This is a genomic window from Streptomyces sp. NPDC014891 (assembly GCF_043081085.1).
GTDB lineage: Bacteria > Actinomycetota > Actinomycetes > Streptomycetales > Streptomycetaceae > Streptomyces.
On record NZ_JBIBWF010000012.1, the window covers coordinates 226,267 to 241,820 of the forward strand.

Below are 15,554 nucleotides of genomic sequence, written 5' to 3' on the forward strand. Positions count from 1 at the left end.
CCCCGCCGGCACCCGGCGAGAAAACCGGTGGCGCCCGCCGAAGCGGTGCGGCTACCGTGTTCCCCGAGATCGCGAAGATCCACGCGAGAAGACCCACAGGAGGTGTGACCGATGGCTGTCGTCACGACGGGCCTTGCCCCCACGCAGAAGTTCATCCACACCACCTCCGTGGCCACCGGCTGACAACCGCTCGACCTCCGCGCTCCCGGAGCGCGCCGCCGGGGCCACCCCTGTGAAGGGTCCCCCTTGTCTCTCCCGCTTTCCCACGTCACCTCCTCCGCTTCCTCCCCGACGCTCGACGCGCACGGCTGGGACTCCGGCTGGGCCGCCGCGTTCGCCCCGTACGCCGCCCGGGGACTCGTCCCCGGCCGGGTGATCCGCGTCGACCGCGGCCAGTGCGACGTCGCCACCGCCGACGGGCTCGTCCGCGCCGACACCGCCTTCGTGACCCCGCACGACCCGCTCCGCGTCGTCTGCACCGGCGACTGGGCCGCCGTCGACCCCGAGGGAGCGAGCGACCCCCGCTACGTGCGCGCCTGCCTGCCGCGCCGTACCGCCTTCGCGCGGTCGACCTCCTCCAAGCGCTCCGAGGGCCAGATCCTCGCGGCCAACGTCGACCACGCCGTCATCACCGTCTCCCTCGCCGTCGAACTCGACCTCGGCCGCGTCGAGCGCTTCCTCGCCCTGGCCTGGGAGTCCGGCGCCCAGCCGACCGTCGTCCTCAGCAAGGCCGACCTCGTACCCGACCCCGTCGGCCTCTCGTACCTCGTCGAGGACGTCGAGACGGTCGCCCCCGGCGTCCAGGTCGTGCCCCTGAGCTCGACCACGGGGGAGGGGCTCGACGTCCTCTCCGCGATCGTCACGGGCGGGACGACCGTGCTGCTCGGCGTCTCCGGCGCCGGCAAGTCGACCCTCGCCAACGCCCTCGTCGGCGAGGACGTCATGGACGTCCAGGCCGCCCGCGACATCGACGGCAAGGGCCGGCACACCACCACCACCCGCAACCTCTTCGTCCTCCCGGCCGGAGGAGTCCTCATCGACACGCCCGGGCTGCGCGGAGTCGGCCTCTGGGACGCGGAGACCGGCGTCGGCCAGGTCTTCTCGGAGATCGAGGAACTCGCCGCGGACTGCCGCTTCCACGACTGCGCCCACGAGTCCGAGCCCGGCTGCGCGGTGGCCGCGGCGATCGAGGACGGCTCACTGCCGGTGCGCCGACTGGAGAGCTACCGCAAGCTGCTCCGCGAGAACCAGCGGATCGTCGCCAAGACCGACGCCCGGGTACGCAGCGAGATCCTCAAGGACTGGAAGCGCAAGGGCGCCGAGGGCCGCCAGGCCATGGAGATGAAGCGAGGACGCATCCGGTAGCCGGAGCGAGGGCGGGGAGGGCGGGGAGGGCCGCCCTCCCCGCCCTCCCCGCGCGAGCGCCGTGTCCGAAAACCGCGAGCCGGGGGTCGCCGGCCGTCGCACACTGGAGACGTGAAGGACGACGACACCCGCTACGAGGCGGTCAGCAGCAGGGACGCGCGGTTCGACGGAGAGTTCTTCTTCGCCGTCCGCACCACCGGCATCTACTGCCGTCCCAGCTGCCCCGCCGTCACCCCCAAACGGCAGAACGTCGCCTTCTTCCCCACCGCGGCGGCGGCCCAGGGCCACGGCTTCCGGGCCTGCCGCCGCTGCCGCCCCGACGCGGTGCCCGGCTCCGCGGCCTGGGACGTGCGCGCCGACGTCGTGGGGCGCGCCATGCGCATGATCGGCGACGGCGTCGTCGACCGCGAGGGCGTCCCCGGCCTCGCCGGACGCCTCGGCTACAGCACCCGCCAGGTGCAGCGCCAGCTCAACGCCGAGCTCGGCGCCGGGCCCGTCGCGCTCGCCCGCGCCCAGCGCGCCCACACCGCGCGACTGCTCCTCCAGACCACCGGGCTGCCGGTGACCGAGATCGCCTTCGCGGCCGGCTTCGCCAGCGTCCGCCAGTTCAACGAGACGATCCGCACCGTGTACGCCCGCACCCCCAGCGCACTGCGCGCCGAGGCGGGCAGCGGAACCGGAGCCCGCACCGCGCTCGCCGCCGGGGTGCCGCTGCGGCTCGCCCACCGCGGCCCGTACGCCGCGGGCGAGGTCTTCGACCTGCTCGCGGCCGAGGCCCTGCCCCGGGTGGAGGAGGTCGTCGGCGCCGCCGGCGCCCGCACCTACCGGCGGACCCTCCGCCTCCCGTACGGCACCGGGATCGTCTCCGTCGACGAGCGCTCCGCCGGGCGCTGGCTGGAGGCCCGGATCCACCTCACCGAGCTGCGCGACCTGACCACCGCCGTGCACCGGCTGCGCCGCCTCTTCGACCTGGACGCCGACCCGTACGCCGTCGCCGAGCGCCTCGGCGCGGCGCCCGGACTCGCCGCCGAGGTGGCCGCCCGGCCCGGCGTCCGGTCCCCGGGGACGGCCGATCCGGAGGAGTTCGCCCTGCGGACGCTGCTCGGCGCGGCCGAGTCCGACCGGGTCGTCGCGGCCCACGGCACCCCGCTGGCCACCGGCTGCGGCGGCCTCACCCACCTCTTCCCGGAGCCCCGGGCGCTGACCGGCCACCCCGTCGCGGGCCCGCTGGCCCGGGCCCTCGCCGACGGCACCGTACGCCTCGACCCCGGCGCCGACCGGGACGAGGCCCAGGCCGCCCTCGGAGAGGTCCCCGGCGTGACGGCCGGGGCCGCCGCACTGATCCGGATGCGGGCCCTCGGCGACCCGGACGTGCTCCCGGCGGGGGTGCCCGCCGCGGAGGAGTGGCGGCCGTGGCGCTCGTACGCCGCCCGCTACCTCGGGACTCCGCACCCGGCGGCTCCCGGCCGCCGCGAGGACGGCCCCCACCGGCCTTCGCGCTGAGCCCCGGAGCCACGGGGCCCGCTCCCGGCCCGGGACCCGGACCCGGAGCCGCCCGGACGGCCCCCGGCCCGGGCTCAGCCCCAGAGCACCGCCCCGGCCCAGGCCCCCACGATCAGCAGGCAGGAGAACAGCTCCACGAGCACGCTCGTGCCCGCCGCCCGCATCACCGTCCTGGTCGCCGCCCGGGCCTGGCCGTGGCCGCCCAGGCGGAGGCGTTCGGAGAGGTAGATCCCGCCCACGAAGCCGGGGATCGCGCCGACCACCGGCACCAGGACGAAGCCCAGGAGCGCGCCCGCGCCCGCGCACACCACCATCCGCCGCGTGATGCCCACCCCGCGGAAGCGCCGGGGCGGCAGCTGCCAGACGACCACCTGGGTGAGCAGCAGCAGGCCGGTCGCGGCGGCGAGCAGGATCCACGCGAGGTCGGTCCGCTCGTGCAGCGACCACCAGAGCATCGCGGCCCAGACCAGCCACGTCCCCGGCACGCCGGGGGCCAGCACCCCGAACAGGCCGAGCAGCATGACCGTCGCGACCATCAGGAGCTGCCACACACCCACGCGCCCAGGGTCCCCCAGAACCGGCGTCCGCGCAGGTCGCGGCGGGCATCCGGGTACGGCGGGGGCGTCCCGCCGTCCCGCCCGCGGCCCGCGGCGTGCCCGCCGCCCGGCAGCCGCCCCCGGCCCCCGGCCGGACCGCCGCGTCCCGCCCGCTCAGCCGCGGGCCACCCAGCCCTTCTCGTACGCGTGCCAGCCCAGCTGCAGCCGCGTCGTCACCCCCGTCAGCTCCATCAGGCCCTTCACCCGCCGCTGCACCGTCCTGAGCCCCAGATCCAGCTGCTTCGCCACGCTCGCGTCCGTCATCCCGGCGAGCAGCAGCGAGAGGATCTCCAGGTCCATCACGTCCGGACCGGGCGCCTCCTCCTCGGTGATCTGCGCGCCCGCCCCGAGTCTCAGCGGCAGCGCGTCCCGCCACACCGACTCGAACAGGCCCATCAGGGACTCCAGCAGCCCGCTCGCGTGCACCACGATCGCGGCCGGCTCCGCCCCCCGCCCCGTCAGCGGCACCATGGCCAGCGAGCGGTCCGCGACCACCAGCTTGGTGGGGACCCGGTCCGCGACCCGCACCTGCTCCTCGCGGCCGAGCGCCGCCGAGAGTTCGAGCAATCCGGTCGGCAGGGTGAGCACCTCGCGCTCCAGCACCACCCGGTAGCGCACCCCCCGCCCGGCGGCCTGCTCCTCCGCGTCGTTCTCCATGCCCGAGACCGCGATCGGCTTGCCCGTGACGAGGGCGCAGACCTCCTCCTGCGCGCCCAGCTGGAGCTGGAGGAAGCGGTGGGTGACCGCGCTCGCGCCGGTCACCACCTCCACCAGGTCGTGCACCGCGGCCTCCGCGGCGTCCGCCCGGTACTCCTCGGCCAGCAGCGCCGCCGCCAGCTCCGCCTGCTCCAGCTCGTGGCGCTGCTGGGTGAGGAGGGCACCCAGGGCCACCCCGGGCGGCGCGGCCACCCACCGGCCGGTCCTGGCGGAGGACTGCGCCGCGAGCCCCTGGGACTCCAGGCGGCGCAGGGCCCGCTCGGTGTCGAGCTCGGGCAGGGCGAGCCGGTGCGCGAGATCGGTCACCTCGGCCGCGCCCAGCGCCACCAGCGCCCGGTACGCGGACTCCTGGCGCTCGTCGAGTCCTATCGCTCCCAGCATGGATGCCCCACCCCTCGCCCCACCTCCGGCGACGCGCCCGGCGTCTTCCCGGGACGTCCACCGGAGGCATTCGTTCCGTTGGTGACCTGGCGGAAAACGGCCACGGCGTATTCCCGCCTCTCCCATCATCCCTGTACCGCCCTCACCTCTGCCAATGTGGCGCCACCGCAGCACCGACAGCTCCCGGAGACAGGTCCCTTGTGCCCTTTCCCCGGAATCAGAGGGGGAGAGCGATGCGCCCGATTTCGCGTACGGCCCCGGGGGCGGCGAACGACGCGGTCCGTCACCGCGGTCGCGCCGACCTCGGCGAGTCCGGATGGCCGTTCGGAGCCTTCCCGGTGCCCGCCGAGGAGGGGAGGTACAGCCTCGAACAGAACGTCATGAAGACCGGAAGCCGGGTCTGGGCGCGTTCCACTTCCGTCACGTCGGTGTGCGAATCCACCTCCAAGCTCGACGCGAGCGTCTATTCTCAAGGCATCCCGATTCTCTTCCCCCGGTACGACCTTCCGGAGGGCGGACTCAAGACCCTCGCCGCGACCGACGGCCGGCACATCGGCCTCACCGCGACGGGTCACGCGGGCCACACCCCCGCGGCGCTCACCTCGGCCACGCTCTCGTACTGCTACGACGGGGGCACGACCTGGACCGAAGCGCAGGTCTCTCAGCAGGGCGGCCACTGCGCCGCGACCGTGAACCACGCGGGCGCGACCGGCAGGCAGGTCACCCTGAGGCCCGAACTGACGGACGCCCACGGCGACTCCGTCACCCAGACCGTGGTCCGCGCCTACGACGTGCGCTGATCACGCCGGTCCGCCGGGCGTCCTTCCCGTGGGGGGTGGGGCCGCCCGGCGGACCACCCCTTTCCGGCGACGGTTTTCCCGATGTCCCGTTTTCGGGCGCCCCGTGCGGTGGACAATAAGGGCATGACTCAGCAGGGGGACGACGACTGGTGGGACGAGCTCTACGACGAGTCGGCGCCGGACACGGCCCCGACGCCGTCGGGTGACACCCTCGACGACCGCTTCACCACGGCGACCCGGGTCACCACGGGCCCGCCGGACACGGCGCCCCCGGACACCGGGCCGCCGCCACCGGACCCGGGGCCCCTCGTGCCTCCCCGGGCACCCGACCCACGGGCCACGACGGCCGTCCCCGTCCCGGCGCCCCCGCCCGCACCCCCCGTCGCCGACGCGCCACCCGTCCCGGCGCGGGCCCCCGGGCCGCCCCCGCCGCCCGCACCCGCCGCACCCCCGGTGCCCGGACGGGCGCCCTGGGAGGCGCGGCAGGAAGGACCGCAGACCTTCCCCGCGCCCCCGCCCCCGCCCCCGCCGCCCGCCGAAGCCCCCGCCGTCCCGGCGCCGGACGCGCCGGAGGAGACCGAGCTCGTGCCGGACCCCGCCGACGGCGAGGACGACCCGGCCGCCGCCCCCCACGCATCCGTGCCCCGGCCCCGTACCGGATACGTCGGGAGCCGGCCGCCCACCTACGAGGCCGAGCCCACCGCCCTGCCCGTCGCCCGGCCCGGCGAGCTCGGCGAACTGGTCGCCGACACCGTGCTCGACGGAGCCCGCTACGGCACCTGCACCCTGCGAGCCGCCTCCGTCCGCGGCGACTCCGCCCGCTACCGGGGCGAGCCCCGCCGCGACGCCCTGCTCACCGCGCGCTTCGGCCACGACGAGACCGCGCTCGTGCTCGTCGCCGTCGCCGCCGGCTCGCGCGCCGCCGAGGACGCCCACCTCGCCGCCGCCGACGCCTGCCGGTGGATCGCCGAGGCCGTCTGCCGCAGCCACGCCCGGCTCTCCGAGGACATCAGATCCGGCCGCCGCGGGGACCTCAAGTCGGGACTGCACCGACTCACCGACCGCACCTACGGCCGGCTCCGGGCCCGCGCAGCCGAACGGGGCCTCGCCCCCGACGAGTACACCGCGACCCTCCGGTGCCTGCTCGTCCCGGCCGACCCCGACTGCCGCACCCGTGTCTTCTTCGGCATCGGCGGCGGCGGTCTCTTCCGGCTCCGCGACGGCTCCTGGCAGGACATCGAACCGCTCCTGCCCGAACCGGCCGCCGTCACCGGCGCCCCCGTCCTGGGCTTCGGCTCGCCGCCCCCGCCGGACACCGCCTCCGAGACCGAGGAGGGAGACCGGCTCACCATGGACCTCGGCATCACCACCGCGCCCGGGCCGCTCGTCGAGGAGCCCGTGCCGCCGCCCGCCGAGCCGTTCCGCTTCCGCGCCTCCGTCGCCCGCCCCGGCGACACCCTGCTCCTCGCCTCCCCCGGCCTCGCCGAACCGATGCGCGGGGAGCCCGCTCTCGCCCGCGAGCTCGCCACCCGCTGGGCCGACGCCCAGGCGCCCGGACTGGCCGCGTTCCTCGCCGACACCCAGCTGAGGGTGACCGGCTACGCCGACGACCGCACGGGGGTGGGTGTCTGGGAGGCGTAGGCCCCCTCACCGGACTACACGGGCCCGACCGGCAGGAGCCGGAGGAGACGGCCTAGTCCACCGGGCGCGACCCGCCGGGTCGTGGGTTGATGGAGGCATGGCCAAACAGAACGTGGCGGAGCAGTTCGTCGACATCCTCGTCCGCGCGGGCGTCCGGCGCATGTACGGCGTCGTCGGCGACAGCCTGAACCCGGTCGTCGACGCGATCCGCCGCACCCCCTCGCTCGACTGGATCCAGGTGCGGCACGAGGAGGTCGCCGCCTTCGCCGCCGGCGCCGAGGCCCAGATCACCGGAGACCTCGCCGCCTGCGCCGGCTCGTGCGGCCCCGGGAACCTGCACCTGATCAACGGCCTGTACGACGCGCACCGTTCGATGGCGCCGGTGCTCGCGCTCGCCTCGCAGATCCCGTCGAGCGAGATCGGCCTGGGCTACTTCCAGGAGACGCACCCGGACCGGCTGTTCAGCGAGTGCAGCCACTACAGCGAACTCATCTCCAGCCCGGAGCAGATGCCCCGGCTGCTGCACACCGCGATCCAGCACGCCGTCGGCCGCGGGGGCGTCGGCGTGGTCGCGCTGCCCGGTGACGTCGCCGCCCGGCCCGCCCCGGCGAAGGCGGCGCAGACCGCGCTGGTCACCTCCCGGCCGACCGTCCGCCCGGGGGACGCCGAGGTCGACGCCCTGGTCCGGATGATCGACGAGGCGGACCGGGTGACGCTCTTCTGCGGCAGCGGGACCGCCGGGGCGCACGCCGAGGTCATGCAGTTCGCCGAGCGGATCAAGTCGCCGGTCGGGCACGCCCTGCGCGGCAAGGAATGGATCCAGTACGACAACCCGTACGACGTCGGCATGAGCGGGCTGCTCGGGTACGGCGCCGCGTACGAGGCCACCCACGAGTGCGACCTGCTGATCCTGCTCGGCACCGACTTCCCGTACAACGCCTTCCTGCCCGACGACGTGAAGATCGTGCAGGTGGACGTCCGGCCCGAGCACCTCGGGCGCCGCTCCCGCCTCGACCTGGCCGTCTGGGGCGACGTCCGCGAGACCCTGCGCTGCGTGGCCCCCCGTGTCCGACCCAAGGCCGACCGGCGCTTCCTCGACAAGATGCTGAAGAAGCACGCGGACGCCCTCGAAGGCGTCGTCCGCGCCTACACCCGCAAGGTCGAGAAGCACGTCCCCGTCCATCCCGAGTACGTGGCCTCCGTGATCGACGAACTCGCCGACCAGGACGCCGTGTTCACGGTCGACACCGGCATGTGCAACGTCTGGGCGGCTCGCTACCTCAGCCCCAACGGGCAGCGCAGGATCATCGGTTCGTTCAGCCACGGCTCGATGGCGAACGCGCTGCCGCAGGCCATCGGCGCGCAGTTCACCGACCGGAACCGCCAGGTCGTCTCGCTCTCCGGCGACGGCGGGTTCTCCATGCTGATGGGCGACTTCCTCACGCTCGTGCAGTACGACCTGCCGGTCAAGGTGATCGTCTTCAACAACTCCTCGCTCGGCATGGTGGAGCTGGAGATGATGGTCTCCGGACTGCCCTCGTACGGAACGACGAACAAGAACCCGGACTTCGCGGCCATCGCCCGCGCCGCCGGAGCCCACGGCGTGCGGGTCGAGAAGCCCAAGCATCTGGCGAGCGCCCTGAAGGAGGCCTTCCGGCACAAGGGCCCGGCCCTCGTGGACGTGGTCACCGACCCCAACGCGCTGTCCATCCCGCCGAAGATCAGCGCCGACATGGTGACCGGCTTCGCCCTCTCCGCCGGAAAGATCGTCCTGGAGGGCGGGGTGGGCCGGATGCTCCAGATGGCCCGCTCCAACCTGCGCAACGTGCCCCGGCCCTGAGGGCATGCGGGGGATGTGGCGGGGCATGCATCCCGTGAGCCTGTTCGACGCGATCTGTGGGTGGGGGATATGGCCGGGGAGGCACGACAGCCGACTCAACTGCTCAGAAAGCTGGGATGCGCGGATCTCACCGCGGTGCCGGAGGTGCGGCACGCGTTACGCGAACTGCTGGGGCAGTGGGGCGGGCCCGGCGCCTCGGACGTGGCGGAACTGCTCACCAGCGAGCTGGTGACCAACGCCCTGGTCCACACCGGGCACGGGGCCGTGGTCACGGCGACGGTCGTGCCCGAGCAGCTGCGGGTCGAGGTCCGCGACTTCGTCCCCGGCCTGGAGCAGCCGCACGTACCGCCCGCCGACGACGGTACGCACGGCAGGGGCCTCATCCTGGTGGACGCCCTGGCCGACTCCTGGGGGGTCGACGACCACGAGGTGGGCAAGGTGGTCTGGTTCGAACTGAACGGCGGGGCCGCCTGAGGGGGCGGCCCCGCCGTTCGCGGTGGACGGAGCGGTCGCTCAGCCGAACTGCTGCTCCAGGTCCTTGAGCTTGCGCTCCAGGGAGTCGAGACGGGGCAGCGCCTGGGTGTCGTCCTCCGCGGTGAGATCCACCGTCCGGGACTCCCCGGTCGCGGTGTCACGACCGCGGACGGGGCGGAGGGAGGGCCGGGGTCGAAGCGGCAGTTGTCCCGGATCCGCTATGGCCGGTTCCGCGACGGCGGCCTGCACGGAGGCCGTCGCGGAACCCGTGCCCGAGCCGGTGCCGGAGCCCGGACCCGGGCCCGTACCGGCGCCCGAGGTGGCGTTGAGCGCCGCCATCTCCACCTGGCGGCCGCCGCCCCTGCCGAGCCCGAAGGCGCGGTGCTGGCGGTTGATCGCCTTCAGCCGGGCCCGGTCGAGCTTGACCTGGTCGCGCCGGCGGATCCGGTTCTGCTCCTTCTCGCGCCGGTCCTCGCGCACCTCGTCCACGGCCTCGTCCAGAGTCCGTACGCCCTCCAGCAGCATCAGCGACCAGGCGGCGAACGTCTCCCGGGGCGCCCGCATCCACCGCACGATCCGGATCTGGGGCAGCGGGCGGGGCACCAGGCCCTGCTCGCGCAGCGCGGCCCTGCGGGTCTGCTTGAGCGCCCGGTCGAACAGGACCGCGGCCGAGAGCGACATCCCCGCGAAGAACTGCGGTGCCCCGTCGTGGCCCAGGCCGCGCGGAGCGTGCACCCAGTTGAACCAGGCCGCCGCGCCCGCGAACAGCCAGACGAGCAGGCGCGACCCGAGGGCCGCGTCGCCGTGGCTGGCCTCGCGGACCGCGAGCACCGAGCAGAACATCGCGGCGCCGTCGAGGCCGAAGGGGACGAGGTACTCCCAGCCCCCGGTGAGGTTGAGGTTCTGCCGGCCGAAGCCGACCAGGCCGTGGAAGGAGAGCGCCGCGGCGACCGCGGCACAGCAGAAGAGGAGCACGTAGGAAGCGGTGCCGTACACCGCCTCCTTGCGTCTGCGGCGCTCCTCGCTGCGTTCCCAGGAGTCCTCGGCCGCGGCCTGGTCACCGGCGCGCTTCCCGCGCGCGAGCACCGCCACCGCCGTCAGGACTCCGGCCACCATGACGCCGCCCGGAAGCAGCCAGTCCAGCGATATGTCGGTCAGTCTCATGCGGTGTCCCTTGCATCGCAGTAGGGCGTTTGGCGGCCCATACTGGCCGACCCCGCGGGGCGCTCAAGGGGTTTCCGGGCAAGAGCACGCCATCGGGGCGCCACGACCTACGAATAGGTGCGATCTGGTCGAACGCCCATACAAGGGAGGGGCTTTGGGTTCGATTCACGCCACCCCTCCGGGTGGTGTGACCACCCGGGAGGCTCAGGCCGTCGCCGCGAGCCGCCGGACCCGCTCGGCGTCGCAGGTACGGGGACAGGTCAGACAGGTGTCCTCGGGCCGCAGGGTGTAGAAGAAGCAGCAGGTCGCCCGGTCGCGCGTGGCGCGCGGAGCGCCGTCCGGACCCGCGGTGCCGGGCAGCTCGCGGAAGCCCGCCGCGCCCGCGTAGGGCTTGTACGGCTTGGCGGTGCCCGGCATGAGGAGGTCGAGCTCCGCCATCGCCCGCCGCTCCTCGTCGAACAGGGTGCCGACGTACCAGAGGCCCTCGACGATCTCGTCCGTGGCCATCCCCCACAGGGCGCGGCGGCCGCGCCGCATCCGGGAGCCGAAGCCGTCGAGGATCGCCTCGAAGTGCTCGGCGAGCGAGGACCGGACCTCGGCCCGCAGGGCGTCCTCGTCGGCGACCACCCGGGCGCCCGGCAGGGACGCGGCGGGGTCGTCGGGCAGGCAGGCGAACTCCTCCACCCGGACGGCCAGCCGGCCGAGCGCCCGCTGGAACGACACGTTCCGTGCGGGCAGCCGGGGCACCCTGCGGTCCAGGAACCAGGGGACGGTGACGAGCAGGCAGGCGGGCCAGGCGTACCGGTGCAGCCCGAAGCTCGCGACGACGTCGGGGCGGGCCTGGGTGCCGTAGTCGCGCAGGACCTGCGCGTTGTCCCAGGCGAGGAAGGCGTCGAGGTCGGGGCCGCCGGCCTCGAGGTCCTCCGCGCCGACCCAGCCCGCGCCGCGCGGCAGCGGCTCGCCGTGGGCGTGTTCCTCTATCCGGAGATGGGGGAAGACCTCGGCGAGCCGGGCGTAGGAGGCCGCGACGGGCGAGGCCGGGGCGGCGGGCAACAGGGCGGGGACGGTCATACGGACCACCGAATCGCGAGCGGTGAAAGGTTAGCCTTACCTTACCCGATCCGGGGTCGCCTCTCACCACCGGGCCCTCACCGGCGAGGCAGTCCTCACACCCCCGATGCGGTTCCGTTCGCCTATGGTGCACAGGGGGACCCGCGCGACGCGAGCCGGGCCCGGCGAGAGGTCGCAGGAGGACCCGGGTGGAGCAGGGCGCAGCGCGCGAGCGGGCGACGGAGGATCCGTCCCCGCCCCACGGCGACCCCGCCAGGGATCCCGAGGGGCCCGCCCGGGTGCCCGGGCAGACCCGGGGAGCCGGGCGGGCCGCCGGGGGCGCCCACCGGTGCTCCGACGGCGCCCGGGGCGAGCACACCCACGGCGGCCCGGGCGCCGCGGGCACGCCCCCCGCCCCCGCGCAGGACCCCCTCTCCCTCCCCGCCCCCGCCGCCGGCCCCCGCGTCGTCCGGCACTCCGTCCGCGGGCAGATCCTCGACGCGCTCCGCACCGCCCTCGTCGGCGGCGAGCTCGTCCCCGGCGAGGTGTACTCCGCCCCCGCCCTCGGCGAACGGTTCGGCGTCTCGGCCACCCCGGTCCGCGAGGCCATGCAGCGCCTGGCCGTCGAGGGCGCCGTCGAGGTCGTGCCCAACCGCGGCTTCCGCGTCACCGAGCGGACCCCCCGCGAACTCGCCGAACTCGCCGAGGTCCGCGCGCTCATCGAGGTCCCCGTCATGCTGCGGCTCGCCCGCACGGTCCCCGCCGCCCGCTGGGCCGAGCTCCGCCCGGTCGCCGAGGCCACCTCGACCGCCGCGGCCCGGGGCGACCGCGCCCATTACGCCGAGGCCGACCGGGCCTTCCACCGGGCCGTGCTCTCCCTCGCGGGCAACGAGCAGCTCCTCACCGTGGCCGACGACCTCCACCGCCGCTCCCAGTGGCCGCTGATCAGCGCGCCGGTGGTCCGCCACGGCGTGCTGGTGGCCGACGCGGCCGAGCACACCGCCCTGCTCGACGCCCTGATCGCCCAGGACCTGACGGTCGTGGAGTCCCTCGTCCGGGAGCACTTCACCGGCCTGAACCCCTGACGCCCCACCGCCCGCCGGGACGCCCGGCCCGGCCGGGCGGAGCCCCGCGAAAGCTCCTCGAAGGCCGTCCTCGCGACGGGCGGTCCCGGGGGGCCCGCGCCCACTAAGGTCGAGGGCGACAGCCGCCCGTACCGCGTCGCCCGTGAGGTGCCCCATGCCGTCCGCGACCCCGTCCCCTGCGGACGGAGGCCGACCCGTCACCGGTACGGAGACCGAGGCCACCGCCCTGCTCGGCTGGCTCACCGATCCCGAGGCGCCGCGGCTCTGCCTGGTCACCGGCGCACCCGGCAGCGGCAAGACGGCTCTGCTCGGCTGGTTCGCCAAGCACGGCCCGCGGGCCGGCCGCCCGCGCCGCCGCACGGCCCGCGTCCTCGTCCCGCTGGCCGGGCAGAGCGCCCTCGGCGCGACCTGGACGATCGCCGACCGCCTCGGCGTGGTGGCGCGGTCGCCCGGCGACCTCGTCCACGCCCTCGCCACCAGTGAGGCCCGGCCCGCCGGGCGCGCCGTCCTCCTCCTCACCGATCTGCACGCCGCCGCCGAACCCGCCGCGCTCACCGACCTCATCGCCGAGCTCGCCGGCGTCGGCCGGGTGCGTCTCGTGGTCGAGGCCCGCAGCGGCACCCCGGCCCCCGCGGCCCTGCGCACCGACCGGCGGGTCGCCGTCGTGGACCTCGACGGCGACACCGAGGCCCCCGGCACCGGCGCCCCCGAGCGGAACCGCCCGCTGCCCGACCTCTCCGACCCGGTGGCCGTCTGCACGGCCGACCCGCTGCTCGTCACCACCGCGTACGTCACCGGAGCGGCCGCCGCCGGACTCCCCGGCACCCTCGACGGCCCCGAGGAACCCGCCCGGCCCGGCGAGAGCGCCGCCGAGGACCACGGCGGGCTGCGGGCCGCCTGGATGCGGGCCGGTCAGTCCCTCTGTCGCGAACAGGCCCCGGCGGAACGGGCGTTGGTGCTGCTTTCGGCCCTCGGCGACGGCGCCGACCCCCGACTGCGCCCCGCGCTCGCGGAGCTCGCGCAGGACTCGCCCTGGCGGCTCCGCTGGGCCCGGCACCGCGGCGACCTCACCCCGCCCTGGCCGGGACCCGTGACCGTCCTCGGCGCGGCGGGCGGACCGCTGGAGGGGACGCTCCTGGTGGGCGACCGCACCGGCGCCGTCCGGCTGCTCCACGAGGCCGACGCGAGCCCGGCGGGCCGCCTCGCCCACACCGTGCCCGGCCGGGTCACCGCGCTCGCCCCCGCGCCGGACGGCACGGTGCTGCTCCTGGACGACCGCGGCAGGCTGCACACCGTACGGGGGACGGCGCCGCGGGCCCCGTACCTGGAGCGGCTGACCGAGGCCGTCTCGGCGACCCTGGCCCGGCACCCGGGCACGGCCCTCGCGGCGATCGCCGGTTCCGTGGTGGTGGGGGACCGGCTCGGCTCCGTCCACGCGTTCGGCCTGCGGGGTCTGCACCAGGCCGCCTCGCACAGCGGCCGGGTCGCGGCGGTCGCGGCGGTGGACTCCGAGGCGCCGTTCGTCTGCTCCGGAGGCGTCGACGGGACCGTCCGGCTCTGGACCCCAGGCCGCGACCCGCGCCCCGAGCCGCTCGCCGAACGGTCCTCGCCGGTGGTCGCCCTGCACGCGACGGAGACCCCGCACGGCCCGCTGGTCGCCGTCGCCTGGGGCGACGGCCTCGTCCAGCTGCACCGCCCGGAGGGCGGCCCGACGCTCTCGTTCCGCCCGGGCCCCCCGGTCCGCGCGGTCGCCGTCACCGGCGCCGGCTCGCTGCTCGTCGGAACCGACGAGAGCCTGGTGTGCCTGGCGCCGCGCCGCTTCCGTCCCTGAGGGCCCGTCACCGGGCCCTCAGGGAGCACGGCTCAGGTGGCCGGCTGCGGCGTCAGCTGGCTCGCGAGCCAGGTGGGCACCCCGCCCAGGAGACGGAAGAGCCGCCGCGCCTCGGCGCGCAGCCGCCCCGCCTCCGGCTCCGTCTCGGTGGTGGCGAGGGCGGTGAGGGCCGGGGCCGTGCCGACCAGATAGCCCAACTCCTCCCGGATCCGCAGCGACTCGGCGAAGCCGTGCCGGGCCTCCGCCAACTCGCCCTCCCGCAGGGCGAGTCCGGCCAGATGCCGCCAGGTGGAGGAGAGCAGCAGCGAGTCCCCCTGCGCGGTCGCCCCGGCGTGCGCCCTGCGGTACGCGGCATGGGCGGCCTGCGGGGAGTCGCCGAGGTTCTGCGCGATGAGCCCCCGGCGCAGGTCGAGCAGCGGTCTGCCCTCGGCGGACGGGGAGATCAGCGCGGCCGCCCGGCCCAGGGCCATGCGCGCCTCGTCGGCGCGGTCGCGCACCCCCAGGAGCGTCGACGCGTAGGCCAGATAGCCGCGTTCGCAGGCGGCGGCCCCGCGCTCCTCGTCGGTGCCGGCCACCGCCTCGGCCGCCCGGAGCGCCTCCTCCGCGTCGGCCCAGCCCTGTTCCGTGTAGAGGCAGCGCTCGATCAGCAGCGCGGCCCGTTCGAGTGCGGCGGCCGGTTCGGTGGCGTGGGGCGCGAGGAGCGCGGCCGCGTCCGTCCAGCAACCCCGGGAGCGGAGCCGCCATATGGCGGTCTCCACGGGAGTCTCCTTGCCGTAGGCGAGGGACGGATCTTCGCCGCCCCTTGATTCGGAACCAGACATGGCGGTATCCGCCACATTGCCCTCCCCGAGCGCGCCATTGAGCTGTTGAGTGAGACCCGCATCTCAGCACGAAGGGGAGTACCTGGCCAAGGGGTCAGGTGAAAGATTTCACAAGACACCGGTACCCCGGGCCCCCACCGCCCCGGCCGCGGCCGACGGGCCGTCAGATCGCCGCCGGGCCCGCGATCAGGCCCCGGCGGGAGCCCGCGGGCCGCCCCGGCCGGCGGCCCCCGCCGGCCCGGACGTCACTCCACCGGACTCGCCCGAACGGGTGAGGCCGCGTGCG

Annotated in this window: 13 protein-coding genes; 8 read left to right on the top strand and 5 right to left on the bottom strand. The window is 75.6% G+C overall.

Annotated elements, in window-relative coordinates:
• Window positions 1-246 precede the first annotated feature (246 nt).
• The gene (gene rsgA, locus ACF09E_RS30500) at window positions 247-1,365 is read left to right on the top strand and encodes a ribosome small subunit-dependent GTPase A (protein ID WP_392208779.1); all 1,119 of its coding nucleotides are present in this window, start codon (window positions 247-249) and stop codon (window positions 1,363-1,365) included.
• Window positions 1,366-1,476: 111 nt separating this feature from the next.
• Complete coding sequence (locus ACF09E_RS30505) at window positions 1,477-2,868, top strand: bifunctional transcriptional activator/DNA repair enzyme AdaA (RefSeq protein WP_392208781.1); 1,392 nt, start codon at window positions 1,477-1,479, stop codon at window positions 2,866-2,868.
• Between the two features lie 74 nt (window positions 2,869-2,942).
• Here the strand turns inward: ACF09E_RS30505 and ACF09E_RS30510 are convergent, their stop codons facing one another.
• Window positions 2,943-3,425 carry a DUF456 domain-containing protein gene (locus ACF09E_RS30510; protein WP_392208783.1) on the bottom strand — a complete coding sequence of 161 codons (483 nt, stop codon included), beginning with the start codon at window positions 3,423-3,425 and terminating at the stop codon, window positions 2,943-2,945.
• A gap of 153 nt (window positions 3,426-3,578) precedes the next feature.
• A complete protein-coding gene (locus ACF09E_RS30515) occupies window positions 3,579-4,562 on the bottom strand; it encodes a helix-turn-helix domain-containing protein (protein WP_392208785.1) in 984 nt (327 codons plus the stop codon).
• 233 nt (window positions 4,563-4,795) lie between these two features.
• Here ACF09E_RS30515 and ACF09E_RS30520 point away from each other — a divergent pair, with 233 nt between their 5' ends.
• The 4 genes from ACF09E_RS30520 (at window position 4,796) to ACF09E_RS30535 (ending at window position 9,317) form a co-directional block, all read left to right on the top strand.
• A complete protein-coding gene (locus ACF09E_RS30520) occupies window positions 4,796-5,362 on the top strand; it encodes a hypothetical protein (RefSeq protein ID WP_392208787.1) in 567 nt (188 codons plus the stop codon).
• A 123-nt stretch (window positions 5,363-5,485) separates the two neighbouring features.
• A complete protein-coding gene (locus ACF09E_RS30525; protein ID WP_392208789.1) occupies window positions 5,486-7,003 on the top strand; it encodes a protein phosphatase 2C domain-containing protein in 1,518 nt (505 codons plus the stop codon).
• Between the two features lie 97 nt (window positions 7,004-7,100).
• The gene (locus ACF09E_RS30530) at window positions 7,101-8,843 is read left to right on the top strand and encodes a pyruvate dehydrogenase (protein ID WP_392208791.1); all 1,743 of its coding nucleotides are present in this window, start codon (window positions 7,101-7,103) and stop codon (window positions 8,841-8,843) included.
• Between the two features lie 69 nt (window positions 8,844-8,912).
• The gene (locus tag ACF09E_RS30535) at window positions 8,913-9,317 is read left to right on the top strand and encodes an ATP-binding protein (RefSeq protein WP_392208793.1); all 405 of its coding nucleotides are present in this window, start codon (window positions 8,913-8,915) and stop codon (window positions 9,315-9,317) included.
• A gap of 39 nt (window positions 9,318-9,356) precedes the next feature.
• Here ACF09E_RS30535 and ACF09E_RS30540 read toward each other — a convergent pair whose 3' ends face one another.
• On the bottom strand, window positions 9,357-10,481 hold the full coding sequence (locus ACF09E_RS30540; RefSeq protein ID WP_388802874.1) for a DUF2637 domain-containing protein: 1,125 nt from the start codon (window positions 10,479-10,481) through the stop codon (window positions 9,357-9,359).
• A gap of 204 nt (window positions 10,482-10,685) precedes the next feature.
• Window positions 10,686-11,552, bottom strand: coding sequence for a (2Fe-2S)-binding protein (locus ACF09E_RS30545; RefSeq protein WP_392208795.1), 867 nt, complete (start codon window positions 11,550-11,552; stop codon window positions 10,686-10,688).
• A gap of 188 nt (window positions 11,553-11,740) precedes the next feature.
• On the opposite strand from ACF09E_RS30545, the gene ACF09E_RS30550 reads away from it, so the two are divergent.
• Both ACF09E_RS30550 and ACF09E_RS30555 read left to right on the top strand, forming a co-directional pair.
• On the top strand, window positions 11,741-12,616 hold the full coding sequence (locus tag ACF09E_RS30550) for a GntR family transcriptional regulator (protein ID WP_392208797.1): 876 nt from the start codon (window positions 11,741-11,743) through the stop codon (window positions 12,614-12,616).
• Window positions 12,617-12,770: 154 nt separating this feature from the next.
• Window positions 12,771-14,447, top strand: a complete 1,677-nt coding sequence (locus tag ACF09E_RS30555) for a WD40 repeat domain-containing protein (RefSeq protein ID WP_392208799.1) — start codon at window positions 12,771-12,773, stop codon at window positions 14,445-14,447.
• A gap of 32 nt (window positions 14,448-14,479) precedes the next feature.
• On the opposite strand, the gene ACF09E_RS30560 is transcribed toward ACF09E_RS30555, so the two are convergent.
• The gene (locus ACF09E_RS30560; RefSeq protein ID WP_361863281.1) at window positions 14,480-15,268 is read right to left on the bottom strand and encodes a hypothetical protein; all 789 of its coding nucleotides are present in this window, start codon (window positions 15,266-15,268) and stop codon (window positions 14,480-14,482) included.
• Window positions 15,269-15,554 lie beyond the last annotated feature (286 nt).